At 62.2% G+C, this 16,237-nt stretch carries 15 protein-coding genes and 2 pseudogenes; 7 read left to right on the top strand and 10 right to left on the bottom strand.

Annotated elements, in window-relative coordinates; translation table 11 throughout:
• Nucleotides 1–56 precede the first annotated feature (56 nt).
• The 6 genes from ACGYLC_RS04445 to ACGYLC_RS04420 all read left to right on the top strand — a co-directional run bounded on the left by ACGYLC_RS04445 (nt 57) and on the right by ACGYLC_RS04420 (nt 6,617).
• Nucleotides 57–1,598, top strand: coding sequence for a putative bifunctional diguanylate cyclase/phosphodiesterase (locus ACGYLC_RS04445; RefSeq protein WP_394421875.1), 1,542 nt, complete (start codon nt 57–59; stop codon nt 1,596–1,598).
• Between the two features lie 298 nt (nt 1,599–1,896).
• Nucleotides 1,897–3,768 carry a membrane protein insertase YidC gene (yidC, locus tag ACGYLC_RS04440; RefSeq protein ID WP_394421873.1) on the top strand — a complete coding sequence of 624 codons (1,872 nt, stop codon included), beginning with the start codon at nt 1,897–1,899 and terminating at the stop codon, nt 3,766–3,768.
• On the top strand, nt 3,768–4,505 hold the full coding sequence (locus tag ACGYLC_RS04435; protein WP_394422243.1) for an MOSC domain-containing protein: 738 nt from the start codon (nt 3,768–3,770) through the stop codon (nt 4,503–4,505). Before yidC ends, ACGYLC_RS04435 begins: the two co-directional genes overlap by 1 nt.
• Complete coding sequence (yihA, locus tag ACGYLC_RS04430; RefSeq protein WP_067263087.1) at nt 4,505–5,155, top strand: ribosome biogenesis GTP-binding protein YihA/YsxC; 651 nt, start codon at nt 4,505–4,507, stop codon at nt 5,153–5,155. Before ACGYLC_RS04435 ends, yihA begins: the two co-directional genes overlap by 1 nt.
• Before the next feature lie 37 nt (nt 5,156–5,192).
• The gene (gene argB / locus ACGYLC_RS04425) at nt 5,193–6,056 is read left to right on the top strand and encodes an acetylglutamate kinase (RefSeq protein WP_394421872.1); all 864 of its coding nucleotides are present in this window, start codon (nt 5,193–5,195) and stop codon (nt 6,054–6,056) included.
• Nucleotides 6,057–6,122: 66 nt separating this feature from the next.
• On the top strand, nt 6,123–6,617 hold the full coding sequence (locus tag ACGYLC_RS04420) for a SixA phosphatase family protein (RefSeq protein WP_394421870.1): 495 nt from the start codon (nt 6,123–6,125) through the stop codon (nt 6,615–6,617).
• A gap of 63 nt (nt 6,618–6,680) precedes the next feature.
• Here the strand turns inward: ACGYLC_RS04420 and ACGYLC_RS04415 are convergent, their stop codons facing one another.
• The 9 genes and pseudogenes from ACGYLC_RS04415 to ACGYLC_RS04375 form a co-directional block, all read right to left on the bottom strand.
• A complete protein-coding gene (locus ACGYLC_RS04415; protein ID WP_394403224.1) occupies nt 6,681–7,448 on the bottom strand; it encodes an amino acid ABC transporter ATP-binding protein in 768 nt (255 codons plus the stop codon).
• A 14-nt stretch (nt 7,449–7,462) separates the two neighbouring features.
• Nucleotides 7,463–8,761, bottom strand: a complete 1,299-nt coding sequence (locus tag ACGYLC_RS04410; RefSeq protein ID WP_394403226.1) for an amino acid ABC transporter permease — start codon at nt 8,759–8,761, stop codon at nt 7,463–7,465.
• Between the two features lie 3 nt (nt 8,762–8,764).
• The gene (locus ACGYLC_RS04405) at nt 8,765–9,979 is read right to left on the bottom strand and encodes an amino acid ABC transporter permease (protein WP_394421868.1); all 1,215 of its coding nucleotides are present in this window, start codon (nt 9,977–9,979) and stop codon (nt 8,765–8,767) included.
• Nucleotides 9,980–10,219: 240 nt separating this feature from the next.
• Nucleotides 10,220–11,236 (bottom strand): amino acid ABC transporter substrate-binding protein, encoded by a 1,017-nt coding sequence (locus ACGYLC_RS04400; RefSeq protein WP_209218372.1) that lies wholly within the window; start codon nt 11,234–11,236, stop codon nt 10,220–10,222.
• A 193-nt stretch (nt 11,237–11,429) separates the two neighbouring features.
• A complete protein-coding gene (locus ACGYLC_RS04395; RefSeq protein WP_394421867.1) occupies nt 11,430–12,143 on the bottom strand; it encodes an ATP12 family chaperone protein in 714 nt (237 codons plus the stop codon).
• Complete coding sequence (locus ACGYLC_RS04390; protein ID WP_394421866.1) at nt 12,140–12,823, bottom strand: HAD-IA family hydrolase; 684 nt, start codon at nt 12,821–12,823, stop codon at nt 12,140–12,142. Before ACGYLC_RS04390 ends, ACGYLC_RS04395 begins: the two co-directional genes overlap by 4 nt.
• The gene (locus ACGYLC_RS04385; protein ID WP_394421864.1) at nt 12,820–13,866 is read right to left on the bottom strand and encodes an RluA family pseudouridine synthase; all 1,047 of its coding nucleotides are present in this window, start codon (nt 13,864–13,866) and stop codon (nt 12,820–12,822) included. Before ACGYLC_RS04385 ends, ACGYLC_RS04390 begins: the two co-directional genes overlap by 4 nt.
• Nucleotides 13,863–14,216: a fluoride efflux transporter FluC gene (locus ACGYLC_RS04380; RefSeq protein WP_394421863.1), complete on the bottom strand. Its 354-nt coding sequence runs from the start codon at nt 14,214–14,216 to the stop codon at nt 13,863–13,865. Before ACGYLC_RS04380 ends, ACGYLC_RS04385 begins: the two co-directional genes overlap by 4 nt.
• A 31-nt stretch (nt 14,217–14,247) precedes the next feature.
• Nucleotides 14,248–14,808, bottom strand: a pseudogene (locus tag ACGYLC_RS04375) (replication-associated recombination protein A); the annotation flags it as partial.
• Between the two features lie 705 nt (nt 14,809–15,513).
• Here ACGYLC_RS04375 and ACGYLC_RS04370 point away from each other — a divergent pair.
• Nucleotides 15,514–15,762: pseudogene (locus ACGYLC_RS04370) on the top strand (transposase); the annotation flags it as partial.
• A gap of 89 nt (nt 15,763–15,851) precedes the next feature.
• Here the strand turns inward: ACGYLC_RS04370 and ACGYLC_RS04365 are convergent.
• Entirely contained in the window at nt 15,852–16,229 is a 378-nt protein-coding gene (locus ACGYLC_RS04365; RefSeq protein WP_260010353.1) for a hypothetical protein, read from the bottom strand.
• Between the last annotated feature and the right edge of the window lie 8 nt (nt 16,230–16,237).

Below are 16,237 nucleotides of genomic sequence, written 5' to 3'. Positions count from 1 at the left end.
GCGATATCCCTCCCCCGTCAGCGCAGGCATTGCGCGTATTGGGAAGGGATATCGCGATGGCATTTCACCGGCTTTCCGGGCTCACGCATCTGCGCCAGTCACTCGCCGCGGTGCTCAGCGGGCAGGCCGCTTTGGCCTTTCTCCCCGCGCTGATGCTGCTGGCATTTTGGATCGGCGGCGAAATGGCTCTGATCGCCGCCTCCGCCGCGCTACCGCTTCTTTTTCTTGCCGGGCAGCGCTTTGGCGGAGATTCTCAGCCCCCCCAAGATGCGCGCGGCGGCATCCTACAGCGCAGCGCTTTTGAGGAGCTGGCCGAACAGGTTTTTCAAACCGCCCAATCGCGGGGGCGCTTGTCGGCCACATGTTTCATTGCGCTCGAAGGGCTTGACCAAATCGTCGAACGCCACGGCCAGACCGCTGCCGATAGGGTCATAAGGCAAAGCGGCGAACGATTGCAGGGCGCCCTGCGCGACGATGATCTCATCGGCAAGGTGGGAGAAGCGCGGTTCGCCATCTGCACGGCCCCGGTGCGTCAGCTTGATCTTGAGCTTTGCATTCAGCTGGCCGGGCGCTTGCAAGCGGCCTTGGAAGAGCCGTTTTCGGTGGATGGGGTTACGATCTATCTCTCGGCCTCCGTCGGCTTTTGCCTTAATACCCGCGCCCCAAATGGGGATGCCGCCGCATGGCTTGCCGCCGCCGCCACCGCCCTGCGCAGCGCGCAGCGGCGCGGCCCCTCCTCCATTCGCGCCTTTTCCGACCAGATGCGCCGCGAAACAGAAACCCGCGCCGAACTGCGCGAAGAGGTCGCGCAAGCCTTGGACAGCGGCCAAATACAACCCTGGTTTCAGCCGCAAATCTCAACCGACACAGGCCAGATCACCGGCTTTGAAGCCTTGGCGCGCTGGAACCATCCGGTACAGGGCATGATCCCCCCTTCGGATTTCCTGCCCGCCGTCGAAGAGGCCGGTCTGCTGGAGCGTTTGGCCGAAGTCATGTTGTACCACGCCTTTGCCGCCCTCAAAGCCTGGGATGGGTCCGGCACTGTAGTGCCCCAGATCGGGGTGAATTTCGCCGGGGGCGAGCTTGCCAACCCCCGGCTCATCGACAAAATCACATGGGAACTGGACCGGTTCGACCTGTCCCCCGACCGGCTCGCGATCGAAGTGCTGGAAACCGTCGTCGCCTCAACCGCCGACGATGTGATCACCCGCAATATCACCGCCCTACGCAAGCTCGGGTGCCGTATCGATCTTGACGATTTCGGCACAGGCCATGCCTCCATCGCGTCCATCCGCCGCTTTTCCGTCAACCGGATCAAGATCGACCGTTCTTTCGTCATGAGGGCGGATCGCGACCCCGACCAGCAGCGCATGATCAGCGCCATTCTCACCATGGCCGAGCGACTGGGCGTTGAGACCCTTGCCGAAGGGGTGGAAACAGTGGGGGAGCATGTCTTGCTCGCCCAACTCGGCTGTGACCATGTGCAGGGATTCGGCATCGCCCGCCCCATGCCCTTTGAGCAAACACTCGATTGGATCGCCCGCCACAACGCGAAACTGCAAGACGTGCCGCGCATCATGAACGGGCGTGCCACCTAGGCGGCGTGCGCTCAGCACGGGCCGGGGCAGCAAGCTGCGGAAGTGGCAGTTGCCCGTCGCGCCCAGAGCAAACAAGAACACCGCATCGCGAAGCGCCGCAAACTCTCCGCCCCCCGCCCCGCTCAAAGCTGGGGCCACCGCTCCCCCGCAACCGCCCCCGGCGAAACTCCGCAAAACCCATGCCAGATGGACCAAAACCACCCTGCATCCCCCTTCATCCCGCCCGATTCCACTTGACCTTTGGCCCCGCACTCTGTTGAACCCCCGTGATATTCAAAGACATCAGGTGGCGGTCCCCATGGACGAACAGAACAAGAATCTCATCCTTGCCACGGCGCTCAGCTTTGCCGTCATCCTCGTGTGGTTCCTTCTGTTCCCGCCCCCTGAAGCCGACCCTGCACTGGAACCCGGCAGCGAGGTAAGCCAAACCGTCGAGGGCACCTCCGTCCCCGCCTCCACCGCCGATACCGCTGCCGCCCCCGGCACGGAAGAGGGCGAAGGCGCCGCCCCCGAAGGCCGCCGCGCGGCGCTGGCGGCAGCGCCCCGCGTGGCAATCGCGACCGACAAGGTCAGCGGCTCTATCTCGCTCATGGGCGGTCGGATCGACGATCTGAAACTGAACGATTACCAGACCACGCTCGACGCGGATGCCGAAATCGTGACCCTGCTCTCCCCCGAAGGGTCGAGCGATGCCTATTACGCGCTGCACGGTTGGGCCGCAGGTTCGGGCCTCGCCCCCGATGCCGTGCCGGGTGTCGATACGCTTTGGACCCTGAGCGAGGGCGAAACACTGGGCGTCGACAGCCCCGTGACCCTTACTTGGGACAATGGCGCCGGGCAGGTCTTTACCCGCACCATTTCGGTCGATGACCAATATATGTTCGACATTACCCAGAGCGTAACCAACAACGGCGAAGGCGCGGTGAACGTGGCCCCCTTCGGCATGATCGCGCAGCACGGGCTGCCCGAAGACCTGAAAAGCTTCTTCATCCTGCATGAAGGCGCCGTGGCCATGGCCAATGGTGAACTTGCCGAAGTCGATTGGGACGATATCGCCGAAGCCGATGTGAACAGCACCTGGGGCCGCCCCGCCGTGGTTACCGAAGGCGTCACCGAGGGCTGGGTCGGCTTTACCGATCACTATTGGCAGGCGGTGCTGATCCCCGACGCGGGCGAAACCTTTGAACAGGCGCTCACCTATGACCCGCGCGCGGACACATACCGCGCCTTTACCCGCCAGCCGACCCGCTCGGTCGCGGCAGGCGAAAGCGTGAGCACCTCCAGCAAGTTTTTCGCCGGGGCAAAGGAATGGGAAACCCTTCAGGATTACCAATCCTCCGGCGTCGCCAAATTCATCGACAGCATCGACTGGGGCTGGTTCTTCTTCCTGACCAAGCCGATCTTCTGGCTGCTGCACGAGCTGAACAAGCTTATCGGCAACATGGGTGTCGCGATCATCGGCCTGACGCTGCTGATCAAGGCTGTCCTCTTCCCGCTGGCCTATAAATCCTACGTCTCCATGGCGCGGATGAAAGAGCTTCAGCCCGAGATGGAAAAGCTGAAGAAAGAAGCGGGCGACGACCGGCAGAAGATGCAGCAGGGCATGATGGAGCTCTATAAGAAGAACAAGGTGAACCCTGCGGCGGGCTGCCTGCCGATCCTGCTGCAAATCCCGATCTTCTTCTCGCTCTACAAGGTGATTTTCGTCACGATCGAGCTGCGCCACGCGCCCTTCTTTGGCCCGTTCCAAGACCTCAGCGCGCCCGATCCGACCTCGATCATGAACCTCTGGGGCCTCTTGCCCTATGCCGCGCCCGAGCCGGGTTCGATGCTGGCGCTGATCTTCATCGGCATCCTGCCGCTGCTCTTGGGTATCTCCATGTTCCTGCAGCAAAAGCTGAACCCGGCGCCCACCGATCCGACACAGCAGATGATCTTTGCATGGATGCCTTGGGTCTTCATGTTCATGCTGGGCGGTTTCGCGAGCGGCTTGGTGGTGTACTGGATCGCCAACAACACGATCACCTTCACCCAGCAATATCTGATCATGCGCAGCCAGGGGTACAAACCTGACCTTTGGGGCAATATCAAAGGCGGCTTCAAGCGCACGCCCAAGAGCGCTGCCGCCAATGCGGATGCCAAGCCCAAATCGGGCAAGTCGAAAAAGTGATGCAGGTCACCGCGCTCAACCGGCATCCGCTCAAGGCCCATGGCCGCGAGACGGTTGAGCGTGTGACCCTGCGCGCCGGGCAATCCATGCCCTATGACCGGCTCTGGGCCGTGGCCCATGACGCCTCCAAAGCCGCGCCCGGAGAATGGGCGCGCTGTCTGAATTTCACCCGGGGCGCGTCATCGCCGCAGTTGCAGGCGATCACAGCCGAGCTGGATGAGACCACTGAGATGCTCAGCCTGCGCCACCCGACGCGCGGGGAAATCACCTTTCACCCGGATCGCGAACAGGCGGCTTTCCTCGACTGGGTGCGCCCGCTCGTGACCGAAGGCCGCGCCGCTCCGGTGGATATCCTGCGTCTCGATGGCCGTGGCTATACCGACAGCGCAGAACCGACGCTGTCGCTCAACAGCCTCACCTCCCATCGCGCGGTCGAGGAATTGGCAGCTGCGCCGCTGCAAACCGCCCGCTGGCGCGGCAATATCTGGTTTGACGGCGCCGCCCCTTGGGCCGAGTTCGACTGGCTGGGGCGCGATTTGAAAATTGGCCAAGTACGGCTGCATGTGTCCAAACGCATCACCCGTTGCCTGGCCACCACCGTAAACACCGATACCGGCGCGCGCGACGTCGACACGCTTGCCGCGCTCGACCAATTGGGTCACCGGGATTTCGGTGTTACCCTGACCGTCACCACCGGCGGAGAGATCGCCGTGGGCGACGAACTGGAGCTGATCTGATGCAAGTGAACTACACCATCGCCGAAGAGCCCGACGCGCCGAGCGCCGAGAAGGGCCGGATGCTTTTCGCCGGTGAGACGACATTCGTCAAAGGCGTGGTGGCGATGGATGGGCTGCCGCCCCCCGACCGGATGGAGGTCTGCTTTGCCGGGCGCTCCAACGTCGGCAAATCGACGTTGATCAACGCGCTGACCGGGATGAAGGCGCTGGCGCGGGCGTCGAACACGCCGGGCCGCACCCAAGAGATCAACTTTTTCACCGCCGGGGAAGAGCATTACCTCGTCGACCTGCCGGGCTATGGCTATGCCAATGCGCCGCTGCCGGTGGTCGAGAAATGGCAGCGTCTGCTGAAACAATACCTTTCGGGCCGCCAGACCCTGCGCCGCGCCTTCGTGCTGATCGACGCGCGCCATGGGGTGAAGAAGGTCGATGATGAGATCATGTCCCTGCTCGACAGTTCCGCCGTTACCTTTCAGGTCGTGCTGACCAAGGCCGATAAGGTCAAAGAGGCCGAGCGCGCGAAAATTCTGTCGCAGGTGAAAGACGCGCTGAGCAAACACCCCGCCGCCTACCCGGAGATTGTCGTGACATCTTCGGAAAAGGGCTGGGGCATCCCTACTCTGCGTGCCATCATCGCCACGCTGGTATAGCACCTCCTGCCGCTATCGGCTTCCCATGGGTCAACAGATGAGAACGCAAGACATGAACCGCGACTGGATCGCCACCGCCCAAACCCTCAGCCAAGCTCTGCCCTTTTTGCAACGCTACGCCGATGCCACCGTGGTCATCAAACTGGGCGGCCATGCGATGGGCAGCGACGACGCGATGGACGAATTCGCCCGCGATGTCGCGCTGATGCGGCAGGTGGGGGTGAACCCGGTGATCGTCCATGGCGGCGGCCCGATGATCAACGACATGTTGGCGCGGCTGAACATCAAATCCGAATTCGTGAACGGCAAACGGGTGACCGATGCCGCGACCATGGAAGTGGTCGAGATGGTGCTTTCGGGCCTCGTCAACGCGCGGATCGTGCAGGCGATTTCAGAGCAAGGTGGCCGCGCGGTCGGTGTCTCGGGCAAGGACAGCGGCCTGATCGTTTGCGACCCCGAAGACCCCGTTCTGGGCCTCGTGGGCAACCCGACACAGGTCAACCCGCGCATCCTGCGGGACTTTGCCGACAAGGGCATCATTCCCGTCATCGCGCCGCTCGGCATGGGCCGCGGGGGGGAGACCTATAACATCAACGGCGACACCGCTGCTGGCGCCATCGCAGGCGCGCTGAAGGCCGACCGCCTGCTGCTGCTGACGGATGTGGCGGGCGTCAAGGACGGCAAGGGTGAGGTTGTGACCGACCTGACCGCGAGCCAGATCAACGAGATGATCGCCGATGGCACCATTGCGGGCGGGATGATTCCCAAGGTGCAAACCGCGCTCGATGCGCTCGAAGGCGGTGTGCGGGCGGCGGTCATCCTCGACGGGCGCGCACCCAATGCCTGCCTGCTGGAGCTTTTCACCGAACACGGCGCGGGCAGCATCATTCGCAAGGGCTAGGTCCAAAGCGCTTGCCCCCTGCCCCTGCTTCGCGCCTATGATGGGCCAAGCCGTGAGAGGAGTGACATGCGCCGCCTGATCCTGATGCGACACGCGAAATCGGACTGGTCCCATGGGACCAGCGATCACGACCGCCCCCTCAACGCCCGCGGGCGTGGGGCGGCCCAAGCCCTTGGCAATTGGCTGCGCGCAGAGGCGTTGCTGCCCAATGCGGCGCTCTGCTCGACCGCGGCCCGTACCCGTGAAACCTGCGCCCGCTTGGCGCTGCCTGAGGGCTGTCAGGTTGAGCATCTGCGCGTACTTTACCTCGCCGAGCCTGATCAGATCATCACCACCCTGCGCCAGCGCGGCACCGGCGACACCCTGTTGCTGGTGGCACATAACCCCGGCATCGCCGCTGCCGCCGCAGGGCTGTTGCAGCAGCCGCCCGAACAGGAAGCCTTTGACCGCTACCCCTCGGGCGCGACGACGGTGATGGATTTCGCGGTTGAAAGCTGGGCCGATGTGGCCCCCGGCAGCGGCCTGCTGCACGCCTTCACCGTCCCCAAGCAACTGGTTTGAAACGCAAACGCCCCGACCGAATGGCCGGGGCGTCTGTTCTAGCTTGATCCGTTTTTTCGCGGCTCAGTGCCCGAGGATCTGGCTCAGGAACAACTGGGTGCGCGGGCTTTGCGGGTTGTTGAAGAAGGCCTCAGGCTCGTTCTGCTCAACGATCTGGCCCTCATCCATGAAGATCACGCGGTTCGCCACCTGACGGGCAAAGCCCATCTCGTGGGTCACGCAGAGCATGGTCATGCCCTCTTCGGCAAGCTCGATCATCGTGTCGAGCACCTCCTTGATCATCTCGGGGTCGAGGGCCGATGTCGGCTCATCGAAGAGCATGACCCGCGGGCGCATGCAAAGCGAGCGGGCAATTGCCACACGCTGCTGCTGACCGCCCGAAAGCTGGCCGGGATACTTATTGGCCTGATCGGGGATCTTCACCTTTTCAAGGAAATGCATCGCCGTTTCCTCGGCTTCCTTCTTGGGCGTCTTGCGCACCCAGATCGGCGCCAGCGTGCAGTTCTCAAGGATCGTCAGATGCGGGAAGAGGTTGAAGTGCTGGAAGCACATGCCGACCTCGGAGCGGATCTTGTCGATGTTCTTGAGGTCCGAGGACAGCAGCGTGCCGTCGACCTCGATGGTGCCCTTCTGATGCTCTTCGAGCGCGTTGATGCAGCGGATCAGCGTCGACTTGCCCGAGCCCGAGGGCCCGCAGATCACGATCCGCTCGCCCCGGTGCACGGTCAGGTCGATGTCGCGGAGCACGTGGAAGGCCCCGTACCACTTGTTCATGTTTTCGATACGGATCGCGACTTCGTCGGATACTTTCATTTGTGCGGTCTCAGCCATGCGAGAACCCTCCCTTAACGATGGTCAGTCGCAAGACGGCGTTCCAGCCACTGCGAGTATTGAGAAATGCCGTAGCAGACGATGAAGAACAGCACGGAAGCAAAGAGGAAAAGCTCCCAGTAGACGCCATTCCAGTCGGTCGAGGCGAGGATCGGACCGCGGATCATGCCGATGATGTCGAACAGCGAGATCACCGAGACCAGCGTGGTGTCCTTGAACAGACCCACTGCGATGTTGACGATGCCCGGGATCGAGATCTTCAACGCCTGTGGCAGGATGATCAGCCGCATCGCCTGCGGATAGTCGAGGCCAAGGCTGTCGGCGGCCTCGTACTGGCCCTTGGGCAGTGCGGCGAGGCCACCCCGGATCACCTCGGCGATATAGGCCGAGGAGAACATGGTGATCATGATCACCACGCGGATGAAGAGGTCAACGCCCGAACCCGGCGGGAAGAAATACGCCAGCATCACGTTCGCCACGAAGAGCAGCGTGATCAGCGGCACGCCGCGGACGAATTCGATGAAGACCACGCAGATGCCCTTGACGATCGGCAGATGCGACTGACGCCCAAGCGCCAGCGCGATGCCGATGGGCAGCGACAGCGACACGCAGGTGATGCCCAGCATCATGTTGAGCATGAAGCCACCAAGGTCACGGCTGGGGATCGCTTGCAGCAGCGGCGATGCGGGGCGCAGCGCCTCCCCAATGAAGCCACCGACATACCAGACGATCACCGCAGCGACGACGCCGCCGGCCAGCGCCATGGCAAAGCTTTTCTGCACCAGACGGCTATAGACGACATAGCCCGCCACGACGCCCAGCAGCGCGAAGATCGGCCCCCAGATCGGCCCGCCCCAGATCAGCCAGAAGGCAAGGAACGGGTAGACGCCGGTGAACAGCAGCAGCTTGCGCGGCAGGTCGATGAACAGCACGGGTGCGACGGCCAAGAACAGCAGCACCAGCGCGACGGTGGGACGCCAGTATTGGTCGCTGGGATATTTGAAGCCAAAGAGCAATTGATGCCAGCGCTCGCTCAGCACCGAGAAGCAAGCCCCGGTCGTGCCATCCAAAATCTCGCGACATTCCGACAGGCTGCTTGCCGACCAGACGCCATTCAACAGCCACGGCAGAGAGCCGGACAGCAGTAGATAGAGGAAATAGAGCGCCACAATGGTCAGGATCGCATTCGCCCATGTCGGGAAAAGGTTGTCCTTGACCCATTTCAGCGGGCCGCCGACCTTATCCGGCGGGGCCGCCGGTGGCAGCGAGGTTTCACGCACGAAGGCGATGGATTCAGCATGTGTGTCTGACATGGCTTAACGCTCCTTCAGCTTCGTTGCGTTGTTGTAGACGTTCATCACCATGGAGATGCCCAGCGAGATGACGAGGTAGAAGAGCATCAGAAGAACGACGCATTCGATCGCCCGTCCGGTCTGGTTCAGGGTGATCCCGCCCAGCGTCGCGGTGATGTCGGCATAGCCCACAAGGATCGCCAGCGAGGAGTTCTTGGTGATGTTGAGGTAGTTCGAAATGAGCGGCGGGATGATCACCCGCAGCGCCTGCGGCAGCACCACGAGGTTCATGATCCGGCCCGACCGCAGGCCCAAGGCAGCGGCGGCTTCGGACTGGCCCTTGCTGACCGCCTGAATGCCCGCGCGGACGTTCTCGGCGATGAAGGCACCGGTGTAGATCGACAGGGCGAACCACAGCGCGATCAGCGGCGCGCCGATTTGGATGCCGCCACGGAAGTTGAAGCCTTTGAGCGCGGGGTAGTCGAGCCCGATCGGCATGCCCATGATGAAGAACATGATGATCGTCGGCAGCAAAAGGATCGCGACCGAAGGCCAAAGCATCGGCAGCAGGCGCCCTGTGTCATAGAGCAGTTTCGTCGCGTAGCGGCGGTAGGCGAAAACGCCGATCACCGAGGCCACGAAAGTCGCCACCACGATCATCGACCCCGGCCCCCAGACCGGCCCGGGAATATAGACGCCCCGGTTGGTAAAGGCGAAAGAGCCCAGCATCATGGTCGAGGCCGGATCGTCACCACGGAAGGCCGAGGGCGCGGGCATCGCGGCGGTCATGATGGTGTAGATGATCAGGATCCAGATCAGCACCGGAATGTTGCGGAAAATCTCGACGTAGCCCGCCATCAGCTTGCGCACGAGCCAGTTGTTCGACAGGCGCAGCACCCCGGCGAGGACGCCAAAGATCGTGGCAGTGACACAGGCAAGGAAGGACACCAGCAGCGTGTTGATGATCCCGACCCAAGCCGCCTGAAGGTTCGACGATCGGCTGGTATAGGGGATCAGCGTCTGGTTGATGTCATAGCCCGCCGGATTGCCGAGGAACTGGAAAGAGATGTTCAACCCGGCAGCGCGCAGGTTCGCGGCAAGGTTCGATCCCAGATACCAGATCGCCGTGACCAGCAGCGCCAGCGCAATCACCTGAAAGGTGATCGACCGATAGCGGGTGTCGCTCAACAGCATAGATGGCCGGAACGACGCCTTGGGAGGGTCGGAGAATGTCGTCATGTATGTATCCCTGTGTTCCGGCTCTTTTTTTCCGGTGCATTTGGCGCACCTTGGCCGAATCATTTTTGGTCGTAGATCGATTTATCTCGATCGTGGATTTTTATTGTCTCGTTGGGGTTTCGTCAGTCGTTTTGGACCGTTCTTCTTTTCAGTCGGGAGTTTTCGTAGGCCAGAGGCAAGCAGCCCCACCGGCCAGAGGCGCAAGGGGCGCGGGAATTCCCGCGCCCCTCGCTTCGCGATTTAGCGGAAGGGCGGTGCGTAGAGCAGGCCACCGTCTGTCCACTGGGCGTTCAGCCCGCGTGCCAGACCGATCGGGGTCTCTTCGCCGATGTTCTTGGCAAAGATCTCACCGTAGTTGCCTTCGGCCATGATGGCGCGCTTGGCCCAGTCGGCGTCGAGGCCGATCATCTCACCCAATGTGCCCTCGGTGCCCAAGAGGCGGGCGACTTCGGGGTTGTTGGTGTTGCCGGTCATCTCTTCGATGTTGGCCGAGGTGATGCCCAGTTCTTCGGCAGCGATCAGCGCGTTCAGCACCCAACGGGTGATGTCGCCCCAGTCGTTGTCACCGTGACGGACCAGCGGGCCCAGCGGCTCTTTCGAGATGATCTCGGGCAGCAGCACGTGCTCATCGGGGTTCTCGAAGGTCGCGCGTGTCGCGGCAAGGCCGGAGGCGTCGGTGGTGTAGGTGTCGCAGGCACCGGCAAGGTACTGCTGCTGGCCTTCGGCGTTGGTTTCAACGGGCACCGGCTCGTAGCTGATGTTGTTCTTGCGGAAGAAGTCCGCGAGGTTCAGCTCGGTCGTGGTGCCGGTCTGGATGCAGACGGTCGCGCCGTCCAGATCCTTGGCCGAGGAAACGCCAAGCGCTTTCGGCACCATGAAGCCCTGACCGTCGTAGTAGTTCACGCCGATGAAGTCGAACTTCAGGTCGGTGTCGCGGCTGAAGGTCCATGTGGTGTTGCGTGCGAGGAAGTCGATCTCGCCCGAGGCCAGCGCGGTGAAGCGGGTCTTGCCGGTTGTCGGCACGAATTCCACGGCGTTCTTGTCGCCCAGAACGGCGGCAGCAACGGCACGGCACACGGCCACGTCGAAACCTTCCCATTCGCCGTTGGCGTTCGGCGCGGCAAAGCCAGCAAGGCCGGTGGTCACGCCACAGTTCAGCTTGCCGCGCGCCTTGACGTCATCAAGCGTGGCGGCACCAGCAGCACCGGCCGCAAGGCCAGCAACGGTCAGCGCGCCAAAAATTACGGTTTTTTTCATTTTTACCTCTTCCTGATAGTCCGCCACGTTCACTGGCGGTTAATCCGACGCCAGATGACGCCGAAAGCGATCTTGTGCAGAGTTCCCCCTGCTCAATGAGCAGCAGTGTGGGCGGATTCAGGTTTGAAGGTCAAGGGCACGATGGGCAAAATCAGGGCGGGTTTTCACATCGCGGCGCAAAGCTTTTATCAAGTTAAGCAGCTTTGCAAAGCACAATTATTGCACATGCATGTAAAAACGCCTGCCGCTTGATTTCGGCCTCTTGCTCGGCCAGGTCATCGCGGCCCCATTGCTCGGCCTGCCATGTCTCATCCAGCCGCGACAGGGCCCAAATCTCCTCGGGGTCAAAGGCCTGTTCCAGCGCGGCAAAGCCAAGGATCAGCGAGCCGGTGAGGCTCACAAGGTCATGAAAAGCCGCCAGTTCAAAGGCATCAAGCGCCGCCGTCCGCCGGTGCAACTCGGCCAGGGCTTCGGGCGCTTGCGGCTCGTGCATGATGCCCTCCCGCGTCTCTAACCGCGCGCCAAGGATTTGCGCGGCCCAGTCCAGCATCGGATCCCACTCAGCCGCTTGCCGGGCGACCAAACCTTCGGGGCTGTCGGCGCGGTAGCACAGAAGATCGCTGTCGCCATAGGCCGCGAGCATCCCGACGACCTCGGCCTTTTGCACGGCCACCTTGTCGATCGCGGCGTTGGCGGTCTTGGTCACCGGCATGGTGCGTGGGTCGATCTGTTTTTCCTGCGCCTGCCATTCGGCGGCCACGGCCTCGGCCATGGTGCGGGTGGGCAGGGTCAGCGGGCGCTTGGCCGGGGTTTTCACCCGGCGGCCATCCAATTCGACGGTGAAACCGTCTTCGACCGCGACCACGGCGGCGTCTTTCCAAAAGCGTTTGGCTTTCCAATCACTCATGCGGGAATGCTCCAGATTTGTTCCAGCAGGGCGGGCAGCGCCGCGAAATCCTCGACCAGATGCGCGGCGGCAGCCAGCCGGTCCGGGCCGTGATAGCCCCATTTGACGCCGATCCCGGTCACCCCGGCAGCGGCGGCCATGTCCATGTCGAAAGAGGTATCGCCGATCATCACCGTCGCCTCAGGCCCCACCCCGGCATCGGCCATCGCCTGATGGATCATCGACGGATGCGGCTTGGAGGGATGAAAATCCGCCACCTGCTGCGTGATGAAAAGACCCTCCAGCCCGTGACCGGCGATCAGCTTGTCCAGCCCGCGTTTCGACTTGCCCGTGGCGACGCCCAACAGCACCTCCGGCTCTGCGTGAAGACACCGCAACGTCTCCAACGCGCCGGGGTAAAGCGGCGAGGATTGCGCCACCCCCGCCTCGGCCCGCAGGGTCATATAGGCAGCCTTATAGGCTTCAACCATCGCAAGGTGATCCCCCGCCGGGCGCGTGGGGGCCAGTACCGTCATCGCCACATCCAGCGACAGGCCGACGATCGACAGGATCTCGGCCCGCGTTGGCGCGGGTGCCTCCACAGCCGCAAAGGCCGCCGTCATCGCCGCGACGATATCGCTTTGGCTATCGACCAGCGTGCCGTCGACGTCAAAGATCACCAAACGGAGCGGTTTGCTCATTGCAGCGACTCGAAGGGGTCTTCGTCGGCCAAATCCTCGGTCCAGCCGAAGGTGTCCCAGCTATGGGCCATGTGGTCGGGCAGTTCGGCGGTGATCGTCACCACCTTGCGGGTATGAGGATGCTCGAAACGCATCATCCGCGCGTGCAGATGCAGCTTCTTCGAGATGATCCCGCCCAGTTGCGCGCCCCAGCCATCGCCGAGGTTCTCCTGCCCCGAGCCGCCGTATTTACCGTCGCCGACAATGGGATGCCCGATCTCGGCCATATGGGCGCGCAGCTGGTGAGTGCGGCCGGTGACCGGCTCCATCGCCACCCAGGAGGCTCGCGAGCCGACGCGGAAAAGCGTGGCGTAAAGCGTATGCGCGCGTTTCGCGCCCGGCGTGTCGTCCATGTCGCGCGGGTGCACGGCAATCATCTTCTCGCCCTCGCCCTTGCGGCCATGACCGCCCGCCTTGACCAGACCGTATTTGATCTCGCCCAGATAGGGCGTCGGCACGCCCGCCACGATGGCCCAGTAGATCTTGCGGGTCTCGCGGTGTCGCATCGCCGCCGTCAGCGCCTTGGCCGCCGCGCGGGTCCGCGCAAGCAGCAAGACGCCCGAGGTGTCGCGGTCAAGCCGGTGCACGAGGCGCGGCTTTTCCTCGGCGTCGAAGGTCAGCGCCTCGGACAGCGCGTCGACGTGGCGGTCCGCCTGCCCCGAGCCGCCCTGCACCGCCAGACCGGCGGGTTTGTTCAGCGCGATGACATGATCGTCGCGGTAGATCACGCAGTCGCGGATCATCTTGGCGTCGGCCTCGGTGATGCGCGTGCGCTTGGGCGGCGGCGGCGGCGCGGCATCGGGCAGCGGCGGCACGCGCACCTGCTGGCCCGCCTCGAGCCGGGTGTTGGCCTTGACCCGTCCCCCATCGACACGGATCTCGCCCTTGCGGCACATCTTCTCGATGAGGCCCTGATTGATCTGCGGAAACATCCGCTTGAACCAGCGGTCGAGCCGCTGGTCGCCATCGCCCTCGGCGACGGTCACTGTCTGTACGCGGCTCATGCCAATACCTCTCGGGCCAGCCAGAGGCCCAGCAAACAGGCGGCCAGCGACAAGATCACCGAGGCCCCCACATATGAAAGTGCGATCCCTGACCGGCCCTCTTCGAGCAACCGCAGGGTATCGAGTGAAAACGCCGAAAAGGTCGTGAAACCGCCCAGAAGCCCTGTCATCAGGAAAGGCAGCAGCAACGCCCTGTCGGCGAACGTGACCCAGACCAGCCCGATGGCGAGCGAGCCTGCGACATTGGCCGCAAGCGTGCCCAGCGGGAAGCCGACGGCCAGACCGACAAGGTAGCGCAGACACGCGCCCAGAGCGCCGCCGAGCGCCACCATGATCAGTGTTTTCATCATCGACACCCCATCGCGCCTGCGCGGCCCGGAGTCAAGTTTTCCGCTTGGCGCGCAGCCCGGCGAAGTAATCCTGCCGCTTTTTCAACTCCCGCTCGAAACCGCGTTCGACCGGCTCGTAAAGGCTGGGCCGCGCCATCGCGTCAGGAAAGTAGTTCTGCCCCGAGAACCCGTCCTCGGCGTCATGGTCATAGGCATAGCCCGCGCCGTAGCCCTGTTCCTTCATCAGCTTGGTCGGCGCGTTCAGGATATGTTTCGGCGGCGGCTCCGACCCGGTGCTGCGCGCCAGTCGCCGCGCGTCCTTGTAGGCCTTGTAGACCGCGTTGGATTTCGGGGCGAGGCAGATATAGGTCAGCGCCTGCGCGATGGCCAACTCCCCCTCGGGGCTGCCGAGGCGCTCGTAGGTCTCCCATGCTTGCAGGCAGACGGCCTGTGCCTGCGGATCGGCGAGGCCCACATCCTCCACTGCCATGCGTGTAATCCGCCGCATCAGGTAGCGCGGGTCCTCGCCGCCCTCCAGCATTCGCCCCAGCCAGTAAAGCGCCGCGTCCGGGTCTGAGCCGCGCATGGATTTGTGCAGCGCCGAAATCGTATTTAACTTGTTTTTCTACCCGGTGAGTGAGTGAGCGAGTAAATTTTCTTTATAATCAGGTAGATCGGCGCGTTCTGAAACTGCAACCTTAACAGTATTCTCCATGGGTATATTTTTTTTCTTCCCAATCGCAACCTATCGGCGAGCGTCCAGATCGTCACCTAATAGGTGATACAGAGTTTTCCACCCAGAATCTCGGGCTCACAAGATTGAAAGGTGTGTCTGTTTGCAGATTTCTCAGATCGGGTCGGTTCGGTGCGCAGCCGTTGCGCCGCAGTAATAGTGTGTCGGCCATGTCGATTTGTATGTGGTGATTCCACAGATGTACCGACAACCAGTCGAGTAACACGATTTTGCTCACGTGTGATGTGGGCTGACCTACTGGGCCTTCCCGGCAAACCGCAGCTCTTGTTGCGGGCGTAGCTGGCGGGATTTATGGCTAAGCGGTCGAAATCTTCCAGCGTGTTCATGATCGATATGCGGCGGCGGCGCTACTTGCCGGGAGTGCTGATCAGAACCTCATGTCGATGGCGACCAACACGGTTGACAAGGGTAGCATAGATAGCCGCCATTGCCGGTCTCCTCAGCGGTGTGGTTATGCAAAACCACTGTTGAGACCTGAGACCCGGTTATGGCTAGCCGCTGCGCAATTTGAGGGTTGCGGAAGCTGCTAGAACCTCTCAGCGGCGCTTCTTCCCTACGTGCTATGGAACGGAGCTAACATCGAACACCATCTTGCAATGGCAGGAGGAGCGATGCGTCGAATTGCACTACATCGCCCCCGGAAAACCTATGCAGAACGGCTTCGTGGAAAGCTTCAATGGCCGTCTGCGGGACGAATGCCTCAGCGAGCATTTGTTCGCCGACCTGCGCCAAGCCCGGGACCTGCTCTCTGCCTGGCGCGAGGACTACAATCCCCATCGCCCACACACGAGCCTCGACGGGCTCATTCCGTGAGAGCATCACCAACGGTTAGTAAAAGACCCAGACCTGAACAGAGCTAACTCAAAATAGCGGACTAAGGGGAGCAGGTCAGCGAAAAGCCCTTATGGCATGAGATTTTCCTTATTGTGATACCAATCAAACCCGCTTGCTCCGCCTCCGAGAGGAGTGCCCGCGTACATGCACCAACGATCAGAGCTGACCTTGCCGTACTCCTTTAGATAGGTAGCATAAACGTACGCCATTTCGTGATCTACGTCGGTTGCAAAAAAAGCTTTTAACTTGCGTCTCCCGCGCTCTGTTAGAAACGCACGCCCTCCATCAGGTTCGGCAGATAGCTTGCACTTGATAACTATGAGCCGCCGCTTTTTCGCAACGCCAGCTTGCTCTTTAGAAAGCCAACCATACCAAACGAGTAAAAAGGGCAGAACAAGATCATTGCTTAGACCGAGGGCAGAAAGTTGGCCATTTATTGGGGACACGAATCACT

It is taken from the genome of Sulfitobacter sp. 1A12157 (assembly GCF_043557345.1).
Classification (GTDB): Bacteria; Pseudomonadota; Alphaproteobacteria; order Rhodobacterales; family Rhodobacteraceae; genus Sulfitobacter.
The sequence above is the reverse complement of the archived record's forward strand: the minus strand, read 5'-3'. Positions and strand labels throughout refer to the sequence as shown.